The organism is Burkholderia sp. BCC1985, from assembly GCF_905339915.1.
Lineage (GTDB): Bacteria > Pseudomonadota > Gammaproteobacteria > Burkholderiales > Burkholderiaceae > Burkholderia.
Map to the genome: position 1 here is coordinate 126,434 of NZ_CAJPGY010000019.1, position 20,009 is coordinate 146,442.

Consider the following 20,009-nt stretch of genomic DNA (forward strand, 5'->3'; position numbering starts at 1 on the left):
TCGCGGCATCAGGTTTTTCTCCTCACTCATGCGAATTCTCGGCATCGACCCCGGCCTGCGCGTCACCGGCTTCGGCGTCATCGACGTCAGCGGCCACCGGCTCGCCTATGTCGCAAGCGGCGTGATCCGCACGCCCACGGCCGACCTGGCTACCCGGCTCGGCACGATCTTCCAGGGCGTATCGACGCTCGTGCGCGAACACGCGCCCGACCAGGCCGCGATCGAACAGGTGTTCGTGAACGTGAACCCGCAGTCGACGCTGCTGCTCGGCCAGGCGCGCGGCGCCGCGATCTGCGGGCTCGTCTCCGGCGGCCTGCCGGTGGCGGAATACACTGCGCTGCAACTCAAGCAGGCGGTCGTCGGTTACGGCCGCGCGACCAAGTCGCAGATGCAGGAGATGGTCACGAGACTGCTCAACCTGACCGGCCAGCCTGGCAGCGACGCGGCCGACGCGCTCGGGATGGCGATCTGCCACGCGCACAGCGGCAATACGCTCGGCACGATCGGCGGCCTCGCGCCGGCGCTCGCGAAAAGGGGGCTGCGCGTGCGGCGCGGACGGCTCGTCGGCTGACGCGACGGCACGCATCCCCTCGGCGCGGCGCGCGGCTACCCGCGTCGCGCGTATTGCGCCTGCCACCGTCCTGCCTACCCGCCCGCCTGATCGCCTGATCGCCCCGCGTCGCGCGGCGCCCCGACCTGACGGCCAACCCATCGGCATCGCGCCGCACCTGCGCTACACTCGCGCTTTCTTCCTCGCATCCCGCCATCCATGATCGGTCGCATCGCCGGCATCCTGCTCGAAAAGAATCCGCCTCACCTGCTCGTCGACTGCAACGGCGTCGGTTACGAAATCGACGTGCCGATGAGCACCTTCTACAACCTGCCGCAAACGGGCGAGCGCGTCGTGCTGCTCACGCAGCAGATCGTGCGCGAGGACGCGCACCTGCTGTACGGCTTCCTGACGCCGCAGGAGCGCACGACCTTCCGCGAACTGCTGAAGATCACCGGCATCGGCGCGCGCATGGCGCTGGCCGTGCTGTCCGGCATGAGCGTGCAGGAGCTCGCGCAGGCGGTGACGATGCAGGACGCCGCGCGCCTCACGCGCCTGCCCGGCATCGGCAAGAAGACCGCCGAGCGCCTGCTGCTCGAGCTGAAGGGCAAGCTCGGCGCGGACCTCGGCGCACTCGCCGGCGCCGCGTCCCAGTCCGACCACGCGACCGACATCCTCAACGCACTGCTCGCGCTCGGCTATTCGGAAAAGGAAGGCCTCGCCGCGATCAAGAACGTGCCGGCCGGCACCGGCGTGTCCGAAGGCATCAAACTCGCGCTCAAGGCACTGTCGAAGGTGTAACGGCCGCCCGAGCCGGCTGTCGGAGCCAGTGTCGCGCCGTCGCGCGGCACGCGCCAGTCGGCCGTTCGGCCAGTTCGGCCGCGTGACGGCGCGCGGTACAATGGCCGCATGATTGAAACCGACAAACTCGCCGCCGAGCGGATCATCGCCGCCACGCCCGCCTCGTCGCACGAGGAGGTGTTCGAACGCGCGCTGCGGCCGCGCCAGCTCGACGACTACGTCGGCCAGGAAAAGGTGCGCGGCCAGCTCGAGATCTTCATCGAGGCCGCGAAGCGCCGCGCCGAGCCGCTCGACCACGTGCTGCTGTTCGGGCCGCCGGGTCTCGGCAAGACCACCCTCGCGCACATCATCGCGCGCGAGATGGGCGTGAACCTGCGCCAGACGTCGGGCCCCGTGCTCGAACGCGCGGGCGATCTCGCCGCGCTGCTGACCAACCTCGAAGCGAACGACGTGCTGTTCATCGACGAGATCCACCGGCTGTCGCCGGTCGTCGAGGAAATCCTGTATCCGGCGCTCGAGGATTACCAGATCGACATCATGATCGGCGAAGGGCCGGCCGCGCGCAGCGTGAAGCTCGACCTGCAGCCGTTCACGCTGGTCGGCGCGACCACGCGTGCGGGGATGCTGACCAACCCGCTGCGCGATCGCTTCGGGATCGTCGCGCGCCTCGAGTTCTACGATGCCGAGCAATTGTCGCGCATCGTGCGGCGCTCGGCGTCGCTGCTGAACGCGCAGATCGATCCGAACGGCGCGCTGGAGATCGCGAAGCGCTCGCGCGGCACGCCGCGGATCGCGAACCGGCTGCTGCGCCGCGTGCGCGACTATGCGGAAGTGAAGGCCGACGGCCAGATCACCGCGGCCGTCGCCGACGCCGCGCTCGCGATGCTCGACGTCGATCCGGTCGGCTTCGACCTGATGGACCGCAAGCTGCTCGAGGCGATCCTGCACAAGTTCGACGGCGGCCCGGTCGGCATCGACAACCTCGCGGCTGCGATCGGCGAGGAGCGCGACACGATCGAGGACGTACTCGAACCGTACCTGATCCAGCAGGGCTTCCTGCAGCGCACGCCGCGCGGGCGCGTCGCGACGCTGCTCACGTACCGCCACTTCGGGCTCTCCGCGCCCGACGCCGGCAACCCCGAACGCGGGATGTGGGATACCGCCGACGGGAAGTAACCCGCTGCCCGTGCCAAGCTCGCCATGACCACGCCGCCCAGCCCGCACCCCGCCCCGCCCACACCGGGCCCGCGCTGGGTCGAACCGATCCGCAAGCGGCTCGTGGCCGGCATCACGCACCTGACGACGGGCGGCGGCGGTCCGTCGATCGATCTCTCGTCGCCGCCCGGAGACCCGGGGCTGTTCGGCCCCGACGCGATCTGCTGGCGCGTGCATGCCGATTTCACGTCGATGATGACGGGCGGCATTGCCGCGCTGCTGCTGCAGGCACTCCATCCGCTCGCGCTCGCGGGCGTGTGGGATCACTCGTCGTTTCGCACCGATATCCTCGGCCGCTTGCGGCGCACCGCCACGTTCATCACGGGCACGACGTTCGGCAGCCGCGCGGACGCACTGGCGCTCATCGAGCGCGTGAAAACGATCCACGCGCGCATATCGGGCACCGCGCCCGACGGCCGGCCGTATCGAGCCGACGATCCGGCGTTGCTGACGTGGGTGCATGTCGCGGAAGTTTCGAGCTTCCTCGCCGCGCATTTGCGCTATGTGAATCCGTCGCTGTCGGGCGAGCTGCAGGACGGCTATTACGCTGAAACGGCATTGATCGCGGAGTTGCTCGGCGCCCGGGATGTGCCCCGTTCACGCGCCGAGGTAGCGGCCTATTTCGCGCGCATGCAGCCCGAACTCGAAGCCGGGCCGCACACCTTCGAGGTCATGGACATCCTGCTGAATGTGCCGGTCGCAACGCCCGCGCTGCGGCCAGCCGCGTCGCTGATCATGCATGCGGGAATCGACCTGCTGCCGCCCTGGGCGCAGCGCATGCTCGACGTGTCGACGTTCGCGCCGCTGCGACGCGCGGTGGTCCGGCCCGGTGTGCGGGCAGTCGCGCCCGTGCTGCGCTGGGCGCTCGTCAACGGCGCGTCGAAGCGCGCACGCCGCCGCGCAACCGCGACACCGCCCGACGGCACCCCGCCCGCCTGACGATCTGCTTCTTCCGCCGGGCGAAGCCGGTACGACCGGATCAGAGTACCTTGCGATACCCGTCGTCGTCGCTCGCGGCGTCCAGATGCGACACGTCGGCCCATTGCACGACCTGTGCGCGACCATCGACGTAATCGACGACGTTGATGCTCGTGTTGAGCAGCTGATAGCTGCGCGGCGCCGACAGGTCGATACCGTTGGCGAAGCGGTACACGCAGTCGAGCACGCCGCCGTGTGCGACACACGCGATCCGGCCGCCCGGATGCGCGGCGACGATCGGCTCGAGCGCATGCAGCACGCGATGATAGAACTCGCGCTGCGACTCGCCGCCGTCGGGCGCGAAGCCCGGGTCGCGCGTCTGCCACGCGGCGTAGGCGTCCGGAAACAGCGTCTCGATCTCGGTGCTGTCATGCCCCTGGAACACGCCGTACGCGCGTTCGCGCAGCCCTTCGCGCAACTGCAGCGGCAGCCCGAGCGCATCGGCAAAGGGTTGCGCGGTTTGTTGCGCGCGCATCAGGTCGCTCGAATAGATCGCGTCGATCCGCTGCCCTTCGCGCGCGTCCCGCGCGAGCCGGACGGCCAGCCGCTGCGCCTGCGCGAGCCCCGTGTCGGCCAGCGGAATGTCGATATGGCCCTGGATGCGCTTGATGCGGTTCCAGGCCGTCTCGCCATGGCGAATGAAGAGAATCTGCGTGGTGGCCATCGCGGCGCGTCTCCGGGAATGAATCAGGGCCGCACTTGCAGCCAGAACGTCACGGGGCCGTCGTTGACGAGCGACACCTGCATGTCGGCGCCGAACTCGCCCGTCTCGACGACCGGATGACGCTCGCGCGCGGCCGCGACGAAATAGTCGAACAGGCGCGCGCCTTCGTCGGGCGGCGCGGCCGGCGTGAAGCTCGGCCGCAGCCCGCTGTTGGTATCGGCCGCGAGCGTGAACTGCGACACGAGCAGCAGGCCGCCGGCGCCGCCCGCGCCGTCGATGTTCGACACCGGCAGGTTCATCTTGCCCGCCGCATCGCTGAACACGCGATAGCCGAGCAGCTTCGCGAGCAGCTTGTCGGCCGCGGCCTCGGTGTCGCCACGCTCCGCGCAGACGAGCGCGAGCAGCCCAGCGCCGATCTCGCCCGTCGTGCGGTCGCCGACGCGCACGTCGGCGCGTTTCACGCGCTGGATCAGCGCGATCATGCGGTCAGCGTGACGCGCGCGAAGCGGCGCTTGCCGACCTGGACGACGAACTCGCCGGCCTCGACCTTCAGCCCCTTGTCGGAGACGGTCGCGCCGTCGATCTTCACGCCGCCCTGCTCGATGTTGCGCAGCGCTTCGCTCGTCGACGGCACGAGGCCCGCCTGCTTCAGCAGCTGGCCGATCGCGAGCGGCGCGCCCGCGAGCGTGACCGACGGGATGTCGTCCGGCACGCCGCCCTTCGCGCGGTGGTTGAAGTCCTCCAGCGCACGCTCGGCATCGGCCTGCGAGTGGAAGCGCGCGACGATTTCCTGCGCGAGCAGCACCTTGAAGTCGCGCGGGTTGCGGCCGCCTTCGGCGTCGCGCTTGAAGCCCGCGATTTCTTCGATGCTGCGGAACGACAGCAGCTCGAAGTAACGCCACATCAGCGTGTCCGAGATGCTCATCAGCTTGCCGAACATGTCGGTCGGCTTCTCGCTGATGCCGACGTAGTTGCCCTTCGACTTCGACATCTTCTCGACGCCGTCGAGGCCTTCGAGCAGCGGCATCGTGAGAATGCACTGCTGTTCCTGGCCGTACTGCTTCTGCAGTTCGCGGCCGACCAGCAGGTTGAACTTCTGGTCGGTGCCGCCGAGCTCGAGGTCGGCGTTCAGCGCGACCGAGTCGTAGCCCTGCATCAGCGGGTACAGGAATTCGTGGATCGAGATCGGCACGCCGCCCTGGAAGCGCTTCGTGAAATCCTCGCGCTCGAGGATCCGCGCGACCGTGTAGCGCGACGCGAGCTTGATCATCCCGTCCGCGCCGAGCGGCATCGACCATTCGCTGTTGTAGCGGATCTCGGTCTTCGCGCGGTCGAGCACGAGCGCAGCCTGCTCGAAGTAGGTTTTCGCGTTCGATTCGATCTGCTCGCGCGTGAGCGGCGGGCGCGTCGCGTTGCGGCCCGACGGGTCGCCGATCAGCGACGTGAAATCGCCGATCAGGAAGATCACCGTGTGGCCGAGGTCCTGCAGCTGACGCATCTTGTTCAGCACGACCGTATGGCCGATGTGGATGTCGGGTGCGGTCGGGTCGAGGCCGAGCTTGATGCGCAACGGCGTGCCGGTGGCCGCGCTGCGCGCGAGCTTCTGCGCGAACTCTTCCTCGATCAGCAGTTCGTCGACGCCGCGCTTCGTGACGGCGAGCGCATGGCGGACTTCGTCGGTGATCGGGAAAACAGGCTTGGAACTGGGTTCGGTGCTCATCGGGGCCAGGAAGAATGTCGCAAAGACAGGGATTTTCCCATAACTTGCGCGTGCATCGCTTAACGACGCGTCAGGTTGCGCGGATAATCGGGCGCAAGGCGCGTGGCACCGGCCCGCGCCGCTCGATCCAGGAGGACCCAACGTGCCGCAACGACATCCGCAACCCGCCCATCCGGCCGACGGCATCTACTTCGGGCTGATGTCGGGAACCAGCATGGACGGCGTCGACGGCGTCGCCGTGCGTTTCGAGACCGGCCGCGCGCCGGTCGTGCTCGCGGAAGCGTTCGTCGGCTTCGCCCAATCGCTGCGCGACGCGCTGTTCGCGCTGCAGCAGCCCGGCGACAACGAGATCGACCGCGAATCGGTCGCGGCGAATGCGCTCGTCGCGCGCTACGCGGTGTGCTGTCACGAGCTGCAGCGCACGGCCGGCCTGTCGCGCGACGAGATCCGCGCGATCGGCGTGCACGGCCAGACGGTCCGGCACCGTCCCGAGCGCGGCTACACGCGCCAGCTCAACAATCCGGCGCTGCTCGCCGAACTCGCCCATCTCGACGTGATCGCCGATTTCCGCAGCCGCGACGTCGCGGCCGGCGGCCACGGCGCGCCGCTCGCGCCGGCGTTTCACGCGACGGTGTTCGGCGCGCCGGGCGAGACGCGGGTCGTCTGCAACCTCGGCGGCATCAGCAACATCACGATCCTGCCCGGCGAAGGCGGCGACGTGCGCGGCTTCGACTGCGGGCCCGCGAACGCGTTGCTCGACGAATGGGCGACGCGCCATCTCGGCAAGCCTTACGACGACGGCGGCAAGTTCGCCGCGCGCGGTACCGTGCACGCGGCGCTGCTCGACGCGCTGCTCGACGAACCCTACTTCGTCGCGCCGCCGCCGAAAAGCACCGGCCGCGACCTGTTCAATCCCGCGTGGCTCGACGCGAAGCTTGCCGCGTTCGCGCAGGTCGCGCCGGAAGACGTGCAGGCGACGCTGACGGCACTCACCGCCGTCTCGGTCGCGCGCGAGATCGCCCGGCACGCGGCCAGCTGCAAGGCCGTGTTCGTCTGCGGCGGCGGCGCCCGCAACCCGGTGCTGCTCGATGCGCTCCGGCATGCACTGCACGAGGTCGGCGTGCCGGCGACGGTGGAGACGACGGCCGCGCTCGGCGTGCCGCCGCAGCAGGTCGAGGCGCTCGCGTTCGCGTGGCTCGCGTACCGCTTCACCGCGCGCCAGCCCGGCAATCTCGCGAGCGTGACGGGGGCCGCGGGCGAGCGCGTGCTCGGCGCACTTTATCCGCGCTGATACGAGAAAACGACGAAACGAGCGGGAGCCCCGATGCGGCGCGTCCGGGACGCGCCGACAGGCCGCCCGCGCGGTTCGTCGCGTACAACGGACGCAAAAAAACGGGGCATCAAGCCCCGTTTTTCATTCCGGCGAACCGGACAGGATCCGTCGTGCGTTCAGACCGAGAACGACGAGCCGCACCCGCAGGTGGTCGTGGCGTTCGGGTTCTTGATCACGAACTGGGCACCGTTGAGGTCGTCCTTGTAGTCGATCTCGGCGCCGACCAGGTACTGGTAGCTCATCGAGTCGATCAGGAGCTGGACGCCGTTCTTGTTCATTACGGTGTCGTCCTCGTTGACTTCCTCGTCGAACGTGAAGCCATACTGGAAACCCGAGCAGCCGCCACCCTGCACGAACACGCGCAGCTTCAGGTCGGGATTGCCCTCTTCGTCGATCAGTTGCTTGACCTTGTCGGCCGCGGCGTCGGTGAAGACGAACGGTGCCGGCATTTCGGTGGTCGTTGCTGCGGATTCGGTAACAGCGTTCATGCGAACTCTCCAAAAAGCTTTAGCCGCTATTGTAGGGCCGATCAGAAGATCGTGCTGATGTCCATGAAATCAATAGGTTCTTGTTGATTTCAGTAAAGGAAACCGCCTGCGGGGCGCCGCCGCGCGGGCATAAAAAAACCGCCAGCGCGAAAACTGGCGGTTTTTCCGGCGGACGCCGCCCGGAAGCGGCGCGGCCATGAAGCGGAATTAACGCTTCGAGAACTGCTTTGCGCGACGTGCCTTGCGCAGACCAACCTTCTTACGCTCGACTTCACGTGCATCGCGCGTGACGAAGCCTGCGTTCGACAGCGACGGCTTCAGCGTTGCATCGTAGTCGATCAGCGCGCGGGTGATGCCGTGACGCACTGCGCCTGCCTGACCCGTTTCGCCGCCGCCGTTGACGTTGACCTTGATGTCGAACGTCTGGCCGTGGTTCGTGAGTTCCAGCGGTTGACGCACGATCATCAGCGACGTTTCACGCGAGAAGTAGTCGGCGATGGGCTTGCCGTTGACGATGATGTCGCCCTTGCCAGCCTTGATGAAGACACGTGCGACTGCGCTCTTGCGGCGGCCCGTACCGTAGTTCCAGTTACCGATCATGTGGGCTCCCCTTAGATCTCGAGCGCCTTCGGCTGTTGAGCCGAATGCGGATGCGTAGCTTCAGCGTAGACCTTCAGCTTCTTGATCATCGCGTAGCCGAGCGGGCCCTTCGGCAGCATGCCCTTGACCGCCTTCTCGAGCGCACGGCCCGGGAAGCGTTCTTGCATCTTGCCGAACGTCGTTTCATAGATACCGCCCGGGTAGCCCGAGTGACGGTAGTACTTCTTGTCCAGAGTCTTGTTGCCCGTGACCTTCAACTTGCTCGCGTTGATGATGATGATGAAATCACCAGTGTCGACGTGCGGGGTGAACTCAGGCTTGTGCTTGCCGCGCAGACGGCGTGCCACTTCGCTGGCAACACGGCCGAGAACCTTATCCGTCGCGTCAATCACGTACCATTCGCGCGTCACCTCATGGGCTTTTGCGGAAAACGTCTTCATGATCGATCCAAAAAAAATGCTTTGCCCGATGTGTTCTTCCTGCTTGTCTGTGTGCGCTTCGAGGCGCGGTGCAGGCTCTCCCTGTTCTTTTTCCGTGGGCATGAATGCGGAAAAGCCCTGAATTATAAAGGAAATACCGCAGCGCGGTCAAAGAGAATCCACGCCCCGTGCCGGCGGCGCCCGAAATGGGCCAAAATCCGGTCGTGCCCCGATACACCAGGCGAACCGAGCGCCTGGGGCGGCACCCATCGACGCGCGGCACCTGACCTGGCCGCGCCAGACCGGCCGATCACGGAAAACAACAAACAAGCATGATGAAACAACGACTTACGCCCTTTCTCGCGGCCGCGTTGCTGGCCGCCGCGGCGCCCGCCGTCGCCGCCCGGGCCGGCTGCGAGGCCAAGCTCGACGCTCTCGACGCCCGCATCGCCGACGCCCGCCACGCCCATGCCGAAGATCGCATCGCCCACCTGCGCGCGGTGCGCGAACGCGTGCGCCACTTCTGCGCGCGCGGTCATGGCCATGCATCGGCCGCACACGTTCCGCCCCCTGCCGCCCGTTCGACGGACACGCCGCCCGGCGCGGCATCGCAGCCAGCCGCGCGGCGGCCGGCGTAAACGGGAGTCAATGACGGATATCGACGCGCGCAAACTGCGCGCCGATGCTTGCATGGGACGAAAAAAAGCCCGAACGGCTGGTTCGGGCTTAATCCACCTTAGGAGGAGGGTGGAGGAGACATGCGGAGGTTGCCGCAGCGCGACAACCAATGAGGCTCATTATACGAACGCGTCGCCGACTTCACAAGAAAATTTGCATTGCGAAATGCAACACCATAATGCGAAATCCGGTGAGCCTTACGCGACGAATGGATTTTCTCTTTTAAAATCAATCAACTGGGAAGCAAGCGCGCAGCAGGAAGCCCGCCACACCTAGAGTAAAACCCCTAAAGACAGCAGGGAAATCGCCGTTCGGCGCCCCGCCGCGCGCCGCACGCGGCGGCATGGCGTGGCGCGTCGTGCAGCGCATCAGCCGAGCGAAGCGCTGCGGGCTACAATGCCGGATCGAATCCGAATCAGGCAACGCTGGAGTGCAAGCATGGAATGCAAAGTAAGCTGGATGGGTCAGGACGGCATGGCGTTTTCCGCCCAGACCGGAAGCGGGCACCTCGTCGCGATGGACGGCGCGCCGGAAGGCGGCGGCCACAACCTCGCGCCGCGCCCGATGGAAATGGTGCTGGTCGGCACCGGCGGCTGCACCGCGTACGACGTCGTGCTGATCCTGAAGAAGAGCCGCCAGGAAGTCACCGGCTGCTCGGTCACGCTGAAGGCCGAACGCGCGAGCGAAGATCCGAAAGTGTTCACGAAGGTCCACTTCCACTTCACCGTCACCGGCCGCAACCTGAACCCGGCCACGGTCGAGCGCGCGATCAACCTGTCGCACGACAAGTACTGCTCCGCGTCGATCATGATCGCGAAGACCGCGGAACTCACGCATTCGTTCGACATCGTCGCCGACTGAACGCACGGCAGCCACGCATGAAAAAAAGGGCCGGCGCCCCTGACGGAGCGCCGGCCCTTTCGCATTCGAACGGCAAAGCAGGCCGATAAGCCGGATTCTGTGCACGCTGCACGCCGAAGCGCACGGCGCGTGGCAGCCATTCCTCTAGGCGCGCCATTGCTGACGCGCTCAAGCTTCCTACCCGCAGACGAGACGGGGGCCCCGTCCTGCATCCGAAAATGCGCGCCTGCCTACTTGGAATTGCTCCGGGTGGAGGTTACCGTGCCGGCGAACGTCGCCGTCGCCGCGGTGCGCTCTTACCGCACCGTTTCACCCTTACCTGATCCCGGCTTGCGCCGGGCCATCGGCGGTTTGCTTTCTGTTGCCCTGTTCCGCGTGTCGCCACGGATGGCCGTTAGCCATCACCCTGCCCTGTGGAGTCCGGACTTTCCTCGCCCCCGCCAGCCCGAAGGCGGCGAGGCCGCGACTGCCTGGCCTGCTTTGCGACGCGCATTCTAGCACTGTGCGCCGCCGCCGGCAGCGCGCGAGCGGCGGCCGCTGCGGAAAACCGCCGGATCGTCGTAGAACGCGGGCGCGGCATTCGCTTCGCACCAGCCCGGCACGCCGAGCACCGGCAGCGGCGCGAAATCGCGGCTCGTCAGGTCGCGGGTCGCCAGTTCGCCGGCGATCCGCGCATCGACATGCGCGGCACGCTGCGCGTCGGGCCACGAAAAATAGTCATCGCCCACTTCGACGATCCATGCGTGCGCGGTGCACGACTTGTAGGGCGCGACGAGCTTCTCGAGCAGCGCATGGCCGACGAGCCGCGCCTCGCAGCGCGTGCCCCACGCGTCGCGCGCCGCCACCAGCAGCTGCTGCCAGCTGAAGCCGCGCAGCGCGTCGGCGAGCGTGCGGTCGGCCGTCACGAACAGCGCGGCATTTTCGTCGAACAGCGTCAGCGCATCGCGCAGCGTGCCGCGCACCGGCCCGACGCCGCCCGCGGCATCGATCGCCGCGACCTGGCGTGCGTTCAGCGCAGCCTTGGTGCGCGGATACGCGAACCAGACGAGCGCATTGAAGAAGTCGTGAAGATTGTGGCGGGTCGGGACGCCGCCGGTCGCGGCGATATGGGTTTCGTATGCGATGCCGGGCGGCAGCTCGGCCTGCGGCACGAAGCGCAGCGGCTTGCCGCGGCCGCTGACTCGGGCATCACCGCGCAGCGCGCCGTTCAGTGCGTCGAGCAGCGCGGCCTCGCCGGCGAGCGCGGCCGCCTGAAGCGTGCGGCCCGGTTCCGCGTAACGCGCGAGCCACGGCGCGGACCAGTCGATCCGCGCGAACGCCGCCGCGCCGCCGCCGGCCGCGTGGCCGGCCGCGCGCGGCGGCGTGCCGGTCACGCGAACTTCCAGCCGATCGATTCGCCGGCGCGCAGCGGCACGACCGGCGTATCGCCCGCGAACACCTCGCGCGGCAGTTCCCAGGTCTCGCGGCGCAGCGTGATCGTCTCGGTGCTGTGCGGCAGCCCGTAGAAATCGGCGCCGAAGCGGCTCGCGAAATTTTCCAGCTTGTCGAGCGCGCCCGCCTTGTCGAACGCTTCCGCATACAGCTCGAGCGCGTGCAGCGCCGTGTAGCAGCCCGCGCAGCCGCACGCGGTTTCCTTCGCGTCGCGCGCGTGCGGCGCGCTGTCGGTGCCGAGGAAGAAGCGCGGGTTGCCCGACGTCGCGGCTTCGACGAGCGCGACGCGGTGCGTTTCACGCTTCAGCACCGGCAGGCAGTAGTAATGCGGGCGGATCCCGCCGACGAACAGCGCGTTGCGGCTGTACAGCATGTGCTGCGGCGTGATCGTCGCGCCGAGCAGGCCCGGCGCCGCATCGGCGTCGCGCACGTAGTCGGCGGCGTCCTTCGTGGTGATGTGCTCGAACACCACCTTCAGGCCGGGGAAATCGCGGCGCAGCGGCGTCATCACGCGGTCGATGAACACCTTCTCGCGATCGAACATGTCGATCGCCGGATCGGTCACCTCGCCGTGCACGAGCAGCGGCATGCCGGTTTCCTGCATGACCTCGAGCGTCTTCGCGCACTTCGCGAGATCGCTGACGCCGTGGTCGGAGTTCGTCGTCGCGCCGGCCGGATACAGCTTCACGCCGTGCACGAAGCCGCTGTCGCGCGCGCGGCGGATTTCGTCGGGCGACGTGTTGTCGGTCAGGTACAGCGTCATCAGCGGCTCGAACGCCATGCCCGCAGGCAGCGCGGCCAGGATTCGCTCGCGATAGGCCTGCGCTTGCGCGGTGGTCGTGACGGGCGGCTTCAGGTTCGGCATGACGATCGCGCGGGCGAACTGGCGCGCCGTGTGCGGCAGCACCGCGGCCAGCATGTCGCCGTCGCGCAGGTGCAGGTGCAGGTCGTCGGGACGGGCGAGCGTGAGCGTCGCCGGAGAGGAAGCGTTCGAGGCAGTCATAGGAGGCGTCGTGAGGAACGGGCTGGCCATCTGCGGGGCCGGAACGCGCGTGCGCGGGCCGACTGACGGCAAACCGCAACACGGGGCCTTCGGCCGGCGGAATCCGCTTTTTACCGCTCAAGGCTCGGTGATATGCTAGAAGCCACATTGTACCGGGGTTCACCCGGTTGGTTACCCTGCTTCCGCCCCCGCCCCAAGTAAAATGTGCCAACTCCTAGGAATGAACTGCGCCGCGCCGACGGACGTCACATTCTCCTTCACAGGTTTCGCGGCCCGGGGCGGCCTCACCGATCACCATGCCGACGGCTGGGGAATCGCGTTCTTCGAGGACAAGGCCTGTCGTCTCTTCGTCGACCACCAGGCATCGGCCACGTCGCCGCTCGCCGAAATGGTCAAGCGCTACCCGATCAAGTCCAAGAACACGATCGCGCACATCCGCAAGGCCACGCAAGGCCACATCCTGCTCGAGAACAGCCACCCGTTCATGCGCGAGCTGTGGGGGCGGCACTGGATCTTCGCGCATAACGGCGATCTGCAGGAGTACGAACCCGATCTCGACGGCAGCGTCTACCACCCGGTCGGCACCACCGACAGCGAGAAGGCGTTCTGCGTGCTGATGCAGGGGCTGCGCGAAGCGTTCCCCGGCGCGCAGCCGCCGTTGCCGGAGCTGTTCGAGCGCGTCGGCGAGCTGACGCGCGACATCACCGATCACGGCGTGTTCAACTTCCTGATGTCGAACGGCCAGGCCCTCTTCGCGCACTGCTCGACGCGGCTGCACTACCTCGTGCGGCGCTGGCCGTTCTCGACCGCGCATCTGGTCGACGAAGACCTGTCGATCGACTTCGCGAAATACACGACGCCCGAGGATCGCGTCGCGGTGATCGCCACGCAGCCGCTGACCGACAACGAAATCTGGACCTCGTTCGAACCGGGCGAGCTGATCATGTTCCAGTGCGGCGACGTCGCCGCGCGGATGCAGATTCCGGTGCCCGAGTGCGTGCTCGAGAAACTGCGCAACCCGGCGCTCGACGCGTCGGCGTCCGCGCCGTGCAGTACGCAGCACGCCGCACTCGCGGCCGGCGCCGACGGCGATTCCGACGACGCGATCGATTTCTGAGAGCGCCGCGCCGCCGCCGGGCGCACCCTTCGTGCGTTGCGCTGTTCCGCCAGCGTCGCGGCCCGGCGATCCCGCGTCATGGCCGGATCGTCGAACCACGCATCCGGCGCCCGGCATCCGCCGATGATTGCCCGCATTGAAAATCTCCCCCGACAACTCCATTCAGGCTGCCATTTCAAGCACGCGTGCGTCGCCACACGACATTCACTTTTATTTAATTAATTTTCAAGTGAAAATGATTAACCGTCTAAACAAATAAAACAAGACATTCGAAACCGGACAATCCGCAAGCCTCAGCTTAAAGCAAAATCCCCACGCCTATCGTGCGCCAGCCTACCGAACCGGCGCTTCCGCCTGTTCTATAAAAAATCCACCAAGCCCTTACCCACAAAGGCTCTCAGTTCGAATACCCACACAATTCAGAAATACCACTCGATACCGTTACCATCCCCACACTTCCCGATTTTTTGAAAATCGCCCGCCCCGCCAATTAGTAGACTCGCTCCATCTTCGGTGTAACGAAACCCGACCGGCGCGTCATGCAGCTACGGCTGCCGCATGTCCATTCGCGTCACGCGGCACCGTGGAATGCGCATTCGCCGCATACGGCGAATAACACGTCAAAACAAGAAAGAGGGCATGTCGTGAATCACTCATTTCGATCGATCTGGAGCGACGCCGCCGGCTGCTGGGTCGCGGTCGCGGAAACGACACGGGCGCGCGGCAAGCGTTCAGGCCGCGAATCGGGCGCAAGCACCCGCGCCGGCCGCACGGCGATCCGCCGCTCGCCGCTGCGCGTCGCCGCGCTCGGTGCCGCGCTGGTCGCGCTGTCGGCCGGCTCCGCGTACGCGTCGAGCTGCGGCGACGGTTCGGCAGTCGCGAGCGGCGGCAGCTGCGCGCTCGGCAGCGTCAGCCCGACCGTGAACGACAACCTGGCCGGCGCCACGACCGTGTCCGGCGGCGACGCGGTCGGCGTGACGGGCGCATGGACGGCGCAGAACAGCGGCGACGCCGGCTACACGCGCATCCCGTTCGGCACGACGACGATCGTGTCGGGAAATCCGGATCAGCCGCTGGTGTCGCTCGGCGGCAAGACGCAAAACATCGGCACGCCCGACACGATCACGGGCACCCATACGTCGGTCGCCACCTACGACTCGTCCGCGTTCTCCGCGTCGACGGTCGGCACGACCGACGTGCCCGTCTACCGCAACGTCAACGGCGACCAGTACGTGAACACGCGGATCGGCACCGTCGACCGTTCCGGCGGCACGCTGAACGTGTCGATCGGCAATCCCGCCAACGCGCCCGGCGCGGCCGGCAACGCGATCACGATGGCCGCGAAGCAGACGGACCTCACCGTCGCGGACGGGACGGGCGCCACCCCGAGCGTCGTCAACTGGAATTCGCGCAACCAGGTCTGGTTCACCACCGGCGACTACCTCGCGAGCGGCGGCTCCGTCGGCAACCTCCAGCTCGACGTGCCGGCCTATGCGGGCACCTTCACCGCGTTCGACGGCAGCACGTGGACCGTCAGCGACGCCGCGTCGCTCGCCGCCTACAACGACTTCCTCGTGCGTTCGGTCCGGAGCGGCGCGCTCGGCTCGCAGGCCGCGTACGACACCGCGTTCGGCCAGGCCGTCACGTTCTCGAAGGAGACCTTCCAGTACGCGAACAACGTGTCCGCCGGCGACAAGAACACGCTGCCGATCGATCACCTGTCGGCAATGCACGGCACCGGCGCGAACGCGACGCTGCAGATCGGCAAGGACGGCCAGATCGACTTCCGCGGCACCAACACGATCGCATCGAGTTCGGCCGTCCTCGCGGAAAACGGCGCGCACTTCGTCAACGACGGCCGCCTGTCGGGTGATTTCACGCTGGTGCGCCTGCTGAGCGGTGCGAGCGGCGTCAACAATGGCGTGATCTCGTCCGGCTACGCGTCCGGCGACAATTTCGACACGAGCAGCGGCACGCCGCCCGACAACTTCGGGTTCCATGCGTACACCGAGGGCAACGGCGTGTACGCGAACGGCTCGGGCACCTCGTTCGTCAACCACGGCGTGATGAACGTCGGCGCATGGACGCTCGCCGGCGACCGCCCCGACCTGCAGAACCACGCGGTGGCCGTGACGGGCGGCGCGAACGCGTCGAACGCCGGTACGATCAACGTCGGCGTCAACGCGACGACGCTCGACAGCCAGGTGATCGGCGGCTTCGCGGCGGGCGGCACCTTCACGAACGCGGCCGGCGGCACGATCTATCTCGGCCGCGCGGCCCAGTACGGGCCGGGGGCGGCGGCGAACGACGTCGCGCTGTCCGCGCATGCGTACGGGATCCTGCTCGGCGCGTCGGGCACCGCCAGCAACCTCGGCTCGATCGTGATCGGCTCGCAGACGCAGAACGGCGCCGGGATGGCGAGCATCGGCTCGTCGTCCGGCACGCTGCGCAACGCGGGCACGATCGTCGTGAACGGCGCGGCGCCCGGCACGCCGTTCGCGAACGTCGGCATGCTCGCGGCCAACACGGCCGCGACCGTGACCAACACCGGCACGATCACGCTGAACGGCGTGAACGGCATCGGCATCATGGTGGTCGGCACCGGCTCGACCGCGACGGCCGCAACGTCGACCGGCACGATCAACGTGGCCGGCGGGCTCGATCCGGCATCGGACACGCGCAACTACGGCGTGTGGGCCGAAGGGCCGCGCGCGAAGGCCACGGTCGACGGCGCGCTCAACCTGACGGGTACTGGCGCGATCGGCGTCCATGCGCGCTCGGGCGCGACGATCAACGTCGACGCGAACGCGGTGCCCCACTTCATGTCGGATACGAACCAGATCGGCTTCTATGCGTATGGCGCAGGCTCGAAGATTAACGTCGCCGCGCAGCACCTGAGCGTCGATACCGACGATTCGACGCTGTTCCGCATGGCGGGCGGCGCGGCCTATACGGGAGCATCGGCCGCCGGCACGCTGACGACGGACGTCAACGGCCAGCGCGCGCGCGGCGTGCTCGCGACCGGTGCCGGCACGACGCTGTCCACCGGCCACGCCACCTACAACGTCAACGGCGCGAACGGCATCGCGGTAGCAGTCGAAGGCGGCGCGAAGGGCACGATCGACTCGGGCGCGACCATCAACCTGAATGCGGCCGGCGCGATCGCGGGCGTCGTCGACGGCCAGGCGCACGACCTCGCCGGCGCGAATGCCGGCGCGCCGGTCGCGACGACGCTGACCAACGATGCCGCGGTCACCTCGTCGACCGCGGGCGTGACGGGTTTCGTCGCGCAGAACCTCGGCACGCTCGACAACCGCGACACGGTGCTGCTGAGCGGCGCAGGCTCGACGGGCGTCGTGGTCGGCACGCTCGGCACCGTGAACAACGCGTCGGCGATCCGCGTGGCCAACGGCACCGGCGCGCTCGTGCAGGGCGCGTCGGCGACGCTCGCCAACGCGGGCACGATCGAGGCCGACGACGGCGTCGCGGGCGTGCACCTGACCGGCACGGGTGCGTCGGTCGCGCTGTCGGGCGCGGGCACCGTCGTCGCGAACGGCAGTGCCGACGGCGTGCTGATCGACTCGACCGTCTCGAACGGCGGGATCGCGGCCGGCGCGACGTCGATCGCGGCGGGCGGCGCCGGCAAGGGCATCGACAACCTCGGCACGAACACGACGATCGTGCTGTCGGGCACGCAGATCGGCACGACCGGCAATGGCGCCGACGGGCTGTCGTCGACGGGCACGGGCGCACGCATCGCGACCGACGCGGCGACCGTCGTACGCACCGCCGGCGACAACGCACGCGGCCTCTTCGTGACGGGCGCGGATTCGACGCTCGCGGCCGACGGCACGACCGTCGCGACGACCGGCGCCGGCGCGCATGCGATCGTCGCGGGCAGCGGCGCGACCGTGTGGCTTTCGGGCACGAAGGTCTCTGCGGCGGGCGCGGCAGCGGACGGTCTCGTCGCGCGCAACGGCGGCCGTATCGGCGACACGGGTTCGTCGCTCGCGAGCGCGGCCGGCAACGGCGCGACCGTCGACGGCGGCGGCGTGCTCGCGCTGACGGGCACGACGCTCAAGGGCGCGACGGCCGGCGTCATGAGCACGGACACGCTCGCGACCGGCGCGACGAGCTCGGTGCGCGTCGACGGCGGCAGCGTCGCGTCCGTCGCCGGGCCGGCGTTCGCCGCACGCGGCGGCACCGTCGACATCGCGGTGCGCAACGGCACCGTCGTGACGGCCGGCAACGGCACGCTGCTGGACCTCGCGAACGGCAGCACCGCGACCTTCAACGCATCGGCCGTGAATCTCGCGGGAGACATCGTGTCGGACGCGTCGAGCACCGGCAACGTGTTCCTGACGAACGGCACGACCCTGACCGGCGCGATCGACCCGGTCGCGCTGAGCGTCGACGGCTCGAGCACGTGGCACATGACCGGCAGCTCCGTGCTGAGCAGCCTGAACAACGCGGGCCTGGTCGCGTTCGCCGCGCCGTCCGGTTCACCGACGGCCGCCGGCAGCTACCGGACGCTGACGACCGGCAATTACGTCGGCAACGGCGGCACGATCGCGCTGAACACCTACCTCGGCGCCGACGCATCGCCGACCGACCGGCTGATCGTGAACGGCGGCACCGCGAGCGGCACGACCGGGCTGAAAATCGCGAACACGGCCGGCACCGGCGCGCAGACGACGGGCGACGGGATTCCGGTGGTCGTCACGGCCAATGGCGGCACGACGACCGCGTCGGCGTTCCATCTCGCGGGCCCGGTACAGGCCGGCGCGTACGAATACCGGCTCTACCGCGGCGGACAGGGCGATGCGAACGGCTGGTACCTGCGCTCGCAACTGGACCCGACGGACCCCGGCGATCCGGTCGGCCCGTCCATCATCGACGACGGCGGCGATCTCGCGTACCGTCCGGGCGTCGCGGGCTACGCGATGACGCCGCTGCTGAACGCCGACTACGGCTTCTCGACGCTCGGCAAGCTGCACGAGCGCGTCGGCGACATCTACAACCTCGAGAAGCAGGCGCCGGGCAACCGCGACGGCGTGTGGGGCCGCATCGGCGGACAGAGCCTCGACGCGAACGCGGGCCGCTTCGCGGCCGACGAGCGCACGTTCTTCGCGCAGTTCGGCAAGGACTGGACGCTCGACCAGGCGCCCGCCGGCGGCAGCACACATGCGGGCGTGACGGCGAGCATCGGCGTCGCGAACGCGAGCTTCAGCGACACGGCACGCGCCGGCACGGCCGGGCTGTCGACGTCGACGGGCTCGGTCGAGATGCACGCGCAGAGCGTCGGCGGCTACTGGACGCGCTACCTGTCCGACGGCACCTACTTCGACAGCGTCGGCCAGGTCACGCACTACGGCAACCGCTATCGCGACAGCTACGGCAACGAGGCCTCGCAGAACGGCTTCGGCATCGCGCTGTCGCAGGAGGTCGGCAAGCCGTTCGGGATCGGCGGCACGCCGATCGCGGTCGAGCCGCAGGCGCAGCTGATGTACCAGTACCTGAAGCTGAACGGGTTCAACGACAACGTATCGGCCGTGTCCGGCACGACGACCCACGCGTTGCGCGGACGCGTCGGCGTGCGCGTCTTCCGGCCGAACCTCGACGCGAACGCGGGCGGCGGCGCCGCGACACCGTACTTCACGGCCGACGTGCTGCACGACTTCCTGTCGCCGGGCCAGACCGTCGTCGGCGGCACGCCGTTCGCGACGCACCTGGGCCGCACCTGGTACGAGCTCGGCCTCGGCGTGACCGCGGGCTTCGGCAAGTCGGGCGCGTTGTACGCGAACGTGAAATATGCGCGCAACATCGGCGGCGATTACCGGCGCGGCGTGACCGGGCAGGTCGGCTACCGCTACAGCTGGTAACGCCCGACTCGGCAACCCGTCCGCTGCCACCGGCGGCCGACGGGCAGCCCGCGAAAAAAAACCGCCCGGTGTTCAGCCGGGCGGTTTTTTCATCGGCGTGCATGCGGCGCACGCGCTGCACGAACGCTCAGTGCAGGATTTTCGCGAGGAAGTCCTTCGCGCGATCCGACTTCGGATTCGAGAAGAAATCGTCCTTGCGGTCGTCCTCGACGATCGCGCCCTTGTCCATGAAGATCACGCGATGCGCGACCTTCTTCGCGAAGCCCATC

The 20,009-nt window shown here is 68.1% G+C and carries 17 protein-coding genes, 1 other RNA gene and 1 pseudogene; 9 read left to right on the top strand and 10 right to left on the bottom strand.

Annotated elements, in window-relative coordinates; all coding sequences use genetic code 11:
- Window positions 1–28: 28 nt before the first annotated feature.
- From ruvC to U4Z31_RS20965, 4 genes are all read left to right on the top strand, one after another.
- The gene (gene ruvC, locus U4Z31_RS20950; protein ID WP_044848280.1) at window positions 29–571 is read left to right on the top strand and encodes a crossover junction endodeoxyribonuclease RuvC; all 543 of its coding nucleotides are present in this window, start codon (window positions 29–31) and stop codon (window positions 569–571) included.
- A gap of 198 nt (window positions 572–769) precedes the next feature.
- A complete protein-coding gene (gene ruvA, locus U4Z31_RS20955; protein ID WP_044848281.1) occupies window positions 770–1,351 on the top strand; it encodes a Holliday junction branch migration protein RuvA in 582 nt (193 codons plus the stop codon).
- 108 nt (window positions 1,352–1,459) lie between these two features.
- Window positions 1,460–2,527, top strand: coding sequence for a Holliday junction branch migration DNA helicase RuvB (ruvB, locus tag U4Z31_RS20960; RefSeq protein ID WP_044848282.1), 1,068 nt, complete (start codon window positions 1,460–1,462; stop codon window positions 2,525–2,527).
- A 24-nt stretch (window positions 2,528–2,551) separates the two neighbouring features.
- Window positions 2,552–3,505 carry an oxygenase MpaB family protein gene (locus tag U4Z31_RS20965; RefSeq protein ID WP_044848283.1) on the top strand — a complete coding sequence of 318 codons (954 nt, stop codon included), beginning with the start codon at window positions 2,552–2,554 and terminating at the stop codon, window positions 3,503–3,505.
- A gap of 40 nt (window positions 3,506–3,545) precedes the next feature.
- Here U4Z31_RS20965 and U4Z31_RS20970 read toward each other — a convergent pair whose 3' ends face one another.
- The 3 genes from U4Z31_RS20970 to tyrS are packed head-to-tail and all read right to left on the bottom strand — an operon-like array spanning window position 3,546 to window position 5,928.
- Window positions 3,546–4,208 (bottom strand): histidine phosphatase family protein, encoded by a 663-nt coding sequence (locus U4Z31_RS20970; RefSeq protein WP_124487989.1) that lies wholly within the window; start codon window positions 4,206–4,208, stop codon window positions 3,546–3,548.
- Between the two features lie 23 nt (window positions 4,209–4,231).
- Window positions 4,232–4,690, bottom strand: coding sequence for a D-aminoacyl-tRNA deacylase (dtd, locus tag U4Z31_RS20975; protein WP_006751891.1), 459 nt, complete (start codon window positions 4,688–4,690; stop codon window positions 4,232–4,234).
- Window positions 4,687–5,928 (bottom strand): tyrosine--tRNA ligase, encoded by a 1,242-nt coding sequence (tyrS, locus tag U4Z31_RS20980; RefSeq protein WP_044848285.1) that lies wholly within the window; start codon window positions 5,926–5,928, stop codon window positions 4,687–4,689. Before tyrS ends, dtd begins: the two co-directional genes overlap by 4 nt.
- A 142-nt stretch (window positions 5,929–6,070) precedes the next feature.
- On the opposite strand from tyrS, the gene U4Z31_RS20985 reads away from it, so the two are divergent.
- Window positions 6,071–7,219 (top strand): anhydro-N-acetylmuramic acid kinase, encoded by a 1,149-nt coding sequence (locus U4Z31_RS20985; protein ID WP_321811290.1) that lies wholly within the window; start codon window positions 6,071–6,073, stop codon window positions 7,217–7,219.
- 158 nt (window positions 7,220–7,377) lie between these two features.
- Here U4Z31_RS20985 and erpA read toward each other — a convergent pair whose 3' ends face one another.
- The 3 genes from erpA to rplM form a co-directional block, all read right to left on the bottom strand.
- Entirely contained in the window at window positions 7,378–7,749 is a 372-nt protein-coding gene (gene erpA, locus U4Z31_RS20990) for an iron-sulfur cluster insertion protein ErpA (protein ID WP_006401687.1), read from the bottom strand.
- Window positions 7,750–7,956: 207 nt separating this feature from the next.
- On the bottom strand, window positions 7,957–8,349 hold the full coding sequence (gene rpsI, locus U4Z31_RS20995) for a 30S ribosomal protein S9 (RefSeq protein WP_011883283.1): 393 nt from the start codon (window positions 8,347–8,349) through the stop codon (window positions 7,957–7,959).
- An 11-nt stretch (window positions 8,350–8,360) separates the two neighbouring features.
- Window positions 8,361–8,789 (bottom strand): 50S ribosomal protein L13, encoded by a 429-nt coding sequence (rplM, locus tag U4Z31_RS21000; protein ID WP_009687896.1) that lies wholly within the window; start codon window positions 8,787–8,789, stop codon window positions 8,361–8,363.
- Between the two features lie 311 nt (window positions 8,790–9,100).
- Here rplM and U4Z31_RS21005 point away from each other — a divergent pair, with 311 nt between their 5' ends.
- The gene (locus U4Z31_RS21005; protein ID WP_321811291.1) at window positions 9,101–9,406 is read left to right on the top strand and encodes a DUF1090 family protein; all 306 of its coding nucleotides are present in this window, start codon (window positions 9,101–9,103) and stop codon (window positions 9,404–9,406) included.
- Between the two features lie 436 nt (window positions 9,407–9,842).
- A complete protein-coding gene (locus U4Z31_RS21010; RefSeq protein ID WP_072465471.1) occupies window positions 9,843–10,307 on the top strand; it encodes an OsmC family protein in 465 nt (154 codons plus the stop codon).
- Between the two features lie 70 nt (window positions 10,308–10,377).
- Here the strand turns inward: U4Z31_RS21010 and rnpB are convergent.
- The 3 genes from rnpB to pyrC form a co-directional block, all read right to left on the bottom strand.
- Window positions 10,378–10,789, bottom strand: an RNA gene (gene rnpB / locus U4Z31_RS21015) — RNase P RNA component class A.
- 12 nt (window positions 10,790–10,801) lie between these two features.
- Window positions 10,802–11,680 (bottom strand): DUF3025 domain-containing protein, encoded by an 879-nt coding sequence (locus U4Z31_RS21020; RefSeq protein WP_321811292.1) that lies wholly within the window; start codon window positions 11,678–11,680, stop codon window positions 10,802–10,804.
- The gene (gene pyrC / locus U4Z31_RS21025) at window positions 11,677–12,741 is read right to left on the bottom strand and encodes a dihydroorotase (protein WP_044848289.1); all 1,065 of its coding nucleotides are present in this window, start codon (window positions 12,739–12,741) and stop codon (window positions 11,677–11,679) included. Before pyrC ends, U4Z31_RS21020 begins: the two co-directional genes overlap by 4 nt.
- A 202-nt stretch (window positions 12,742–12,943) precedes the next feature.
- Between pyrC and U4Z31_RS21030 the strand changes: the two genes are divergently transcribed.
- Both U4Z31_RS21030 and U4Z31_RS21035 read left to right on the top strand, forming a co-directional pair.
- Complete coding sequence (locus U4Z31_RS21030) at window positions 12,944–13,858, top strand: class II glutamine amidotransferase (protein WP_321811293.1); 915 nt, start codon at window positions 12,944–12,946, stop codon at window positions 13,856–13,858.
- Between the two features lie 644 nt (window positions 13,859–14,502).
- Complete coding sequence (locus U4Z31_RS21035; RefSeq protein ID WP_321811294.1) at window positions 14,503–19,740, top strand: autotransporter outer membrane beta-barrel domain-containing protein; 5,238 nt, start codon at window positions 14,503–14,505, stop codon at window positions 19,738–19,740.
- Between the two features lie 127 nt (window positions 19,741–19,867).
- Here the strand turns inward: U4Z31_RS21035 and U4Z31_RS21040 are convergent.
- Window positions 19,868–20,009, bottom strand: a pseudogene (locus tag U4Z31_RS21040) (amino acid ABC transporter ATP-binding protein); the annotation flags it as partial.

Excerpts from the sequence above, each read along its gene's own strand:
- ruvC (WP_044848280.1), top strand. The coding sequence starts at position 29 with ATGCGAATTCTCGGCATCGACCCCGGCCTGCGCGTCACCGGCTTCGGC.
- ruvA (WP_044848281.1), top strand. The coding sequence starts at position 770 with ATGATCGGTCGCATCGCCGGCATCCTGCTCGAAAAGAATCCGCCTCAC.
- ruvB (WP_044848282.1), top strand. The coding sequence starts at position 1,460 with ATGATTGAAACCGACAAACTCGCCGCCGAGCGGATCATCGCCGCCACG.
- U4Z31_RS20965 (WP_044848283.1), top strand. The coding sequence starts at position 2,552 with ATGACCACGCCGCCCAGCCCGCACCCCGCCCCGCCCACACCGGGCCCG.
- U4Z31_RS20970 (WP_124487989.1), bottom strand. The coding sequence starts at position 4,208 with ATGGCCACCACGCAGATTCTCTTCATTCGCCATGGCGAGACGGCCTGG.
- dtd (WP_006751891.1), bottom strand. The coding sequence starts at position 4,690 with ATGATCGCGCTGATCCAGCGCGTGAAACGCGCCGACGTGCGCGTCGGC.
- tyrS (WP_044848285.1), bottom strand. The coding sequence starts at position 5,928 with ATGAGCACCGAACCCAGTTCCAAGCCTGTTTTCCCGATCACCGACGAA.
- erpA (WP_006401687.1), bottom strand. The coding sequence starts at position 7,749 with ATGAACGCTGTTACCGAATCCGCAGCAACGACCACCGAAATGCCGGCA.
- rpsI (WP_011883283.1), bottom strand. The coding sequence starts at position 8,349 with ATGATCGGTAACTGGAACTACGGTACGGGCCGCCGCAAGAGCGCAGTC.
- rplM (WP_009687896.1), bottom strand. The coding sequence starts at position 8,789 with ATGAAGACGTTTTCCGCAAAAGCCCATGAGGTGACGCGCGAATGGTAC.
- U4Z31_RS21005 (WP_321811291.1), top strand. The coding sequence starts at position 9,101 with ATGATGAAACAACGACTTACGCCCTTTCTCGCGGCCGCGTTGCTGGCC.
- U4Z31_RS21010 (WP_072465471.1), top strand. The coding sequence starts at position 9,843 with ATGCCGGATCGAATCCGAATCAGGCAACGCTGGAGTGCAAGCATGGAA.
- pyrC (WP_044848289.1), bottom strand. The coding sequence starts at position 12,741 with ATGACTGCCTCGAACGCTTCCTCTCCGGCGACGCTCACGCTCGCCCGT.
- U4Z31_RS21030 (WP_321811293.1), top strand. The coding sequence starts at position 12,944 with ATGTGCCAACTCCTAGGAATGAACTGCGCCGCGCCGACGGACGTCACA.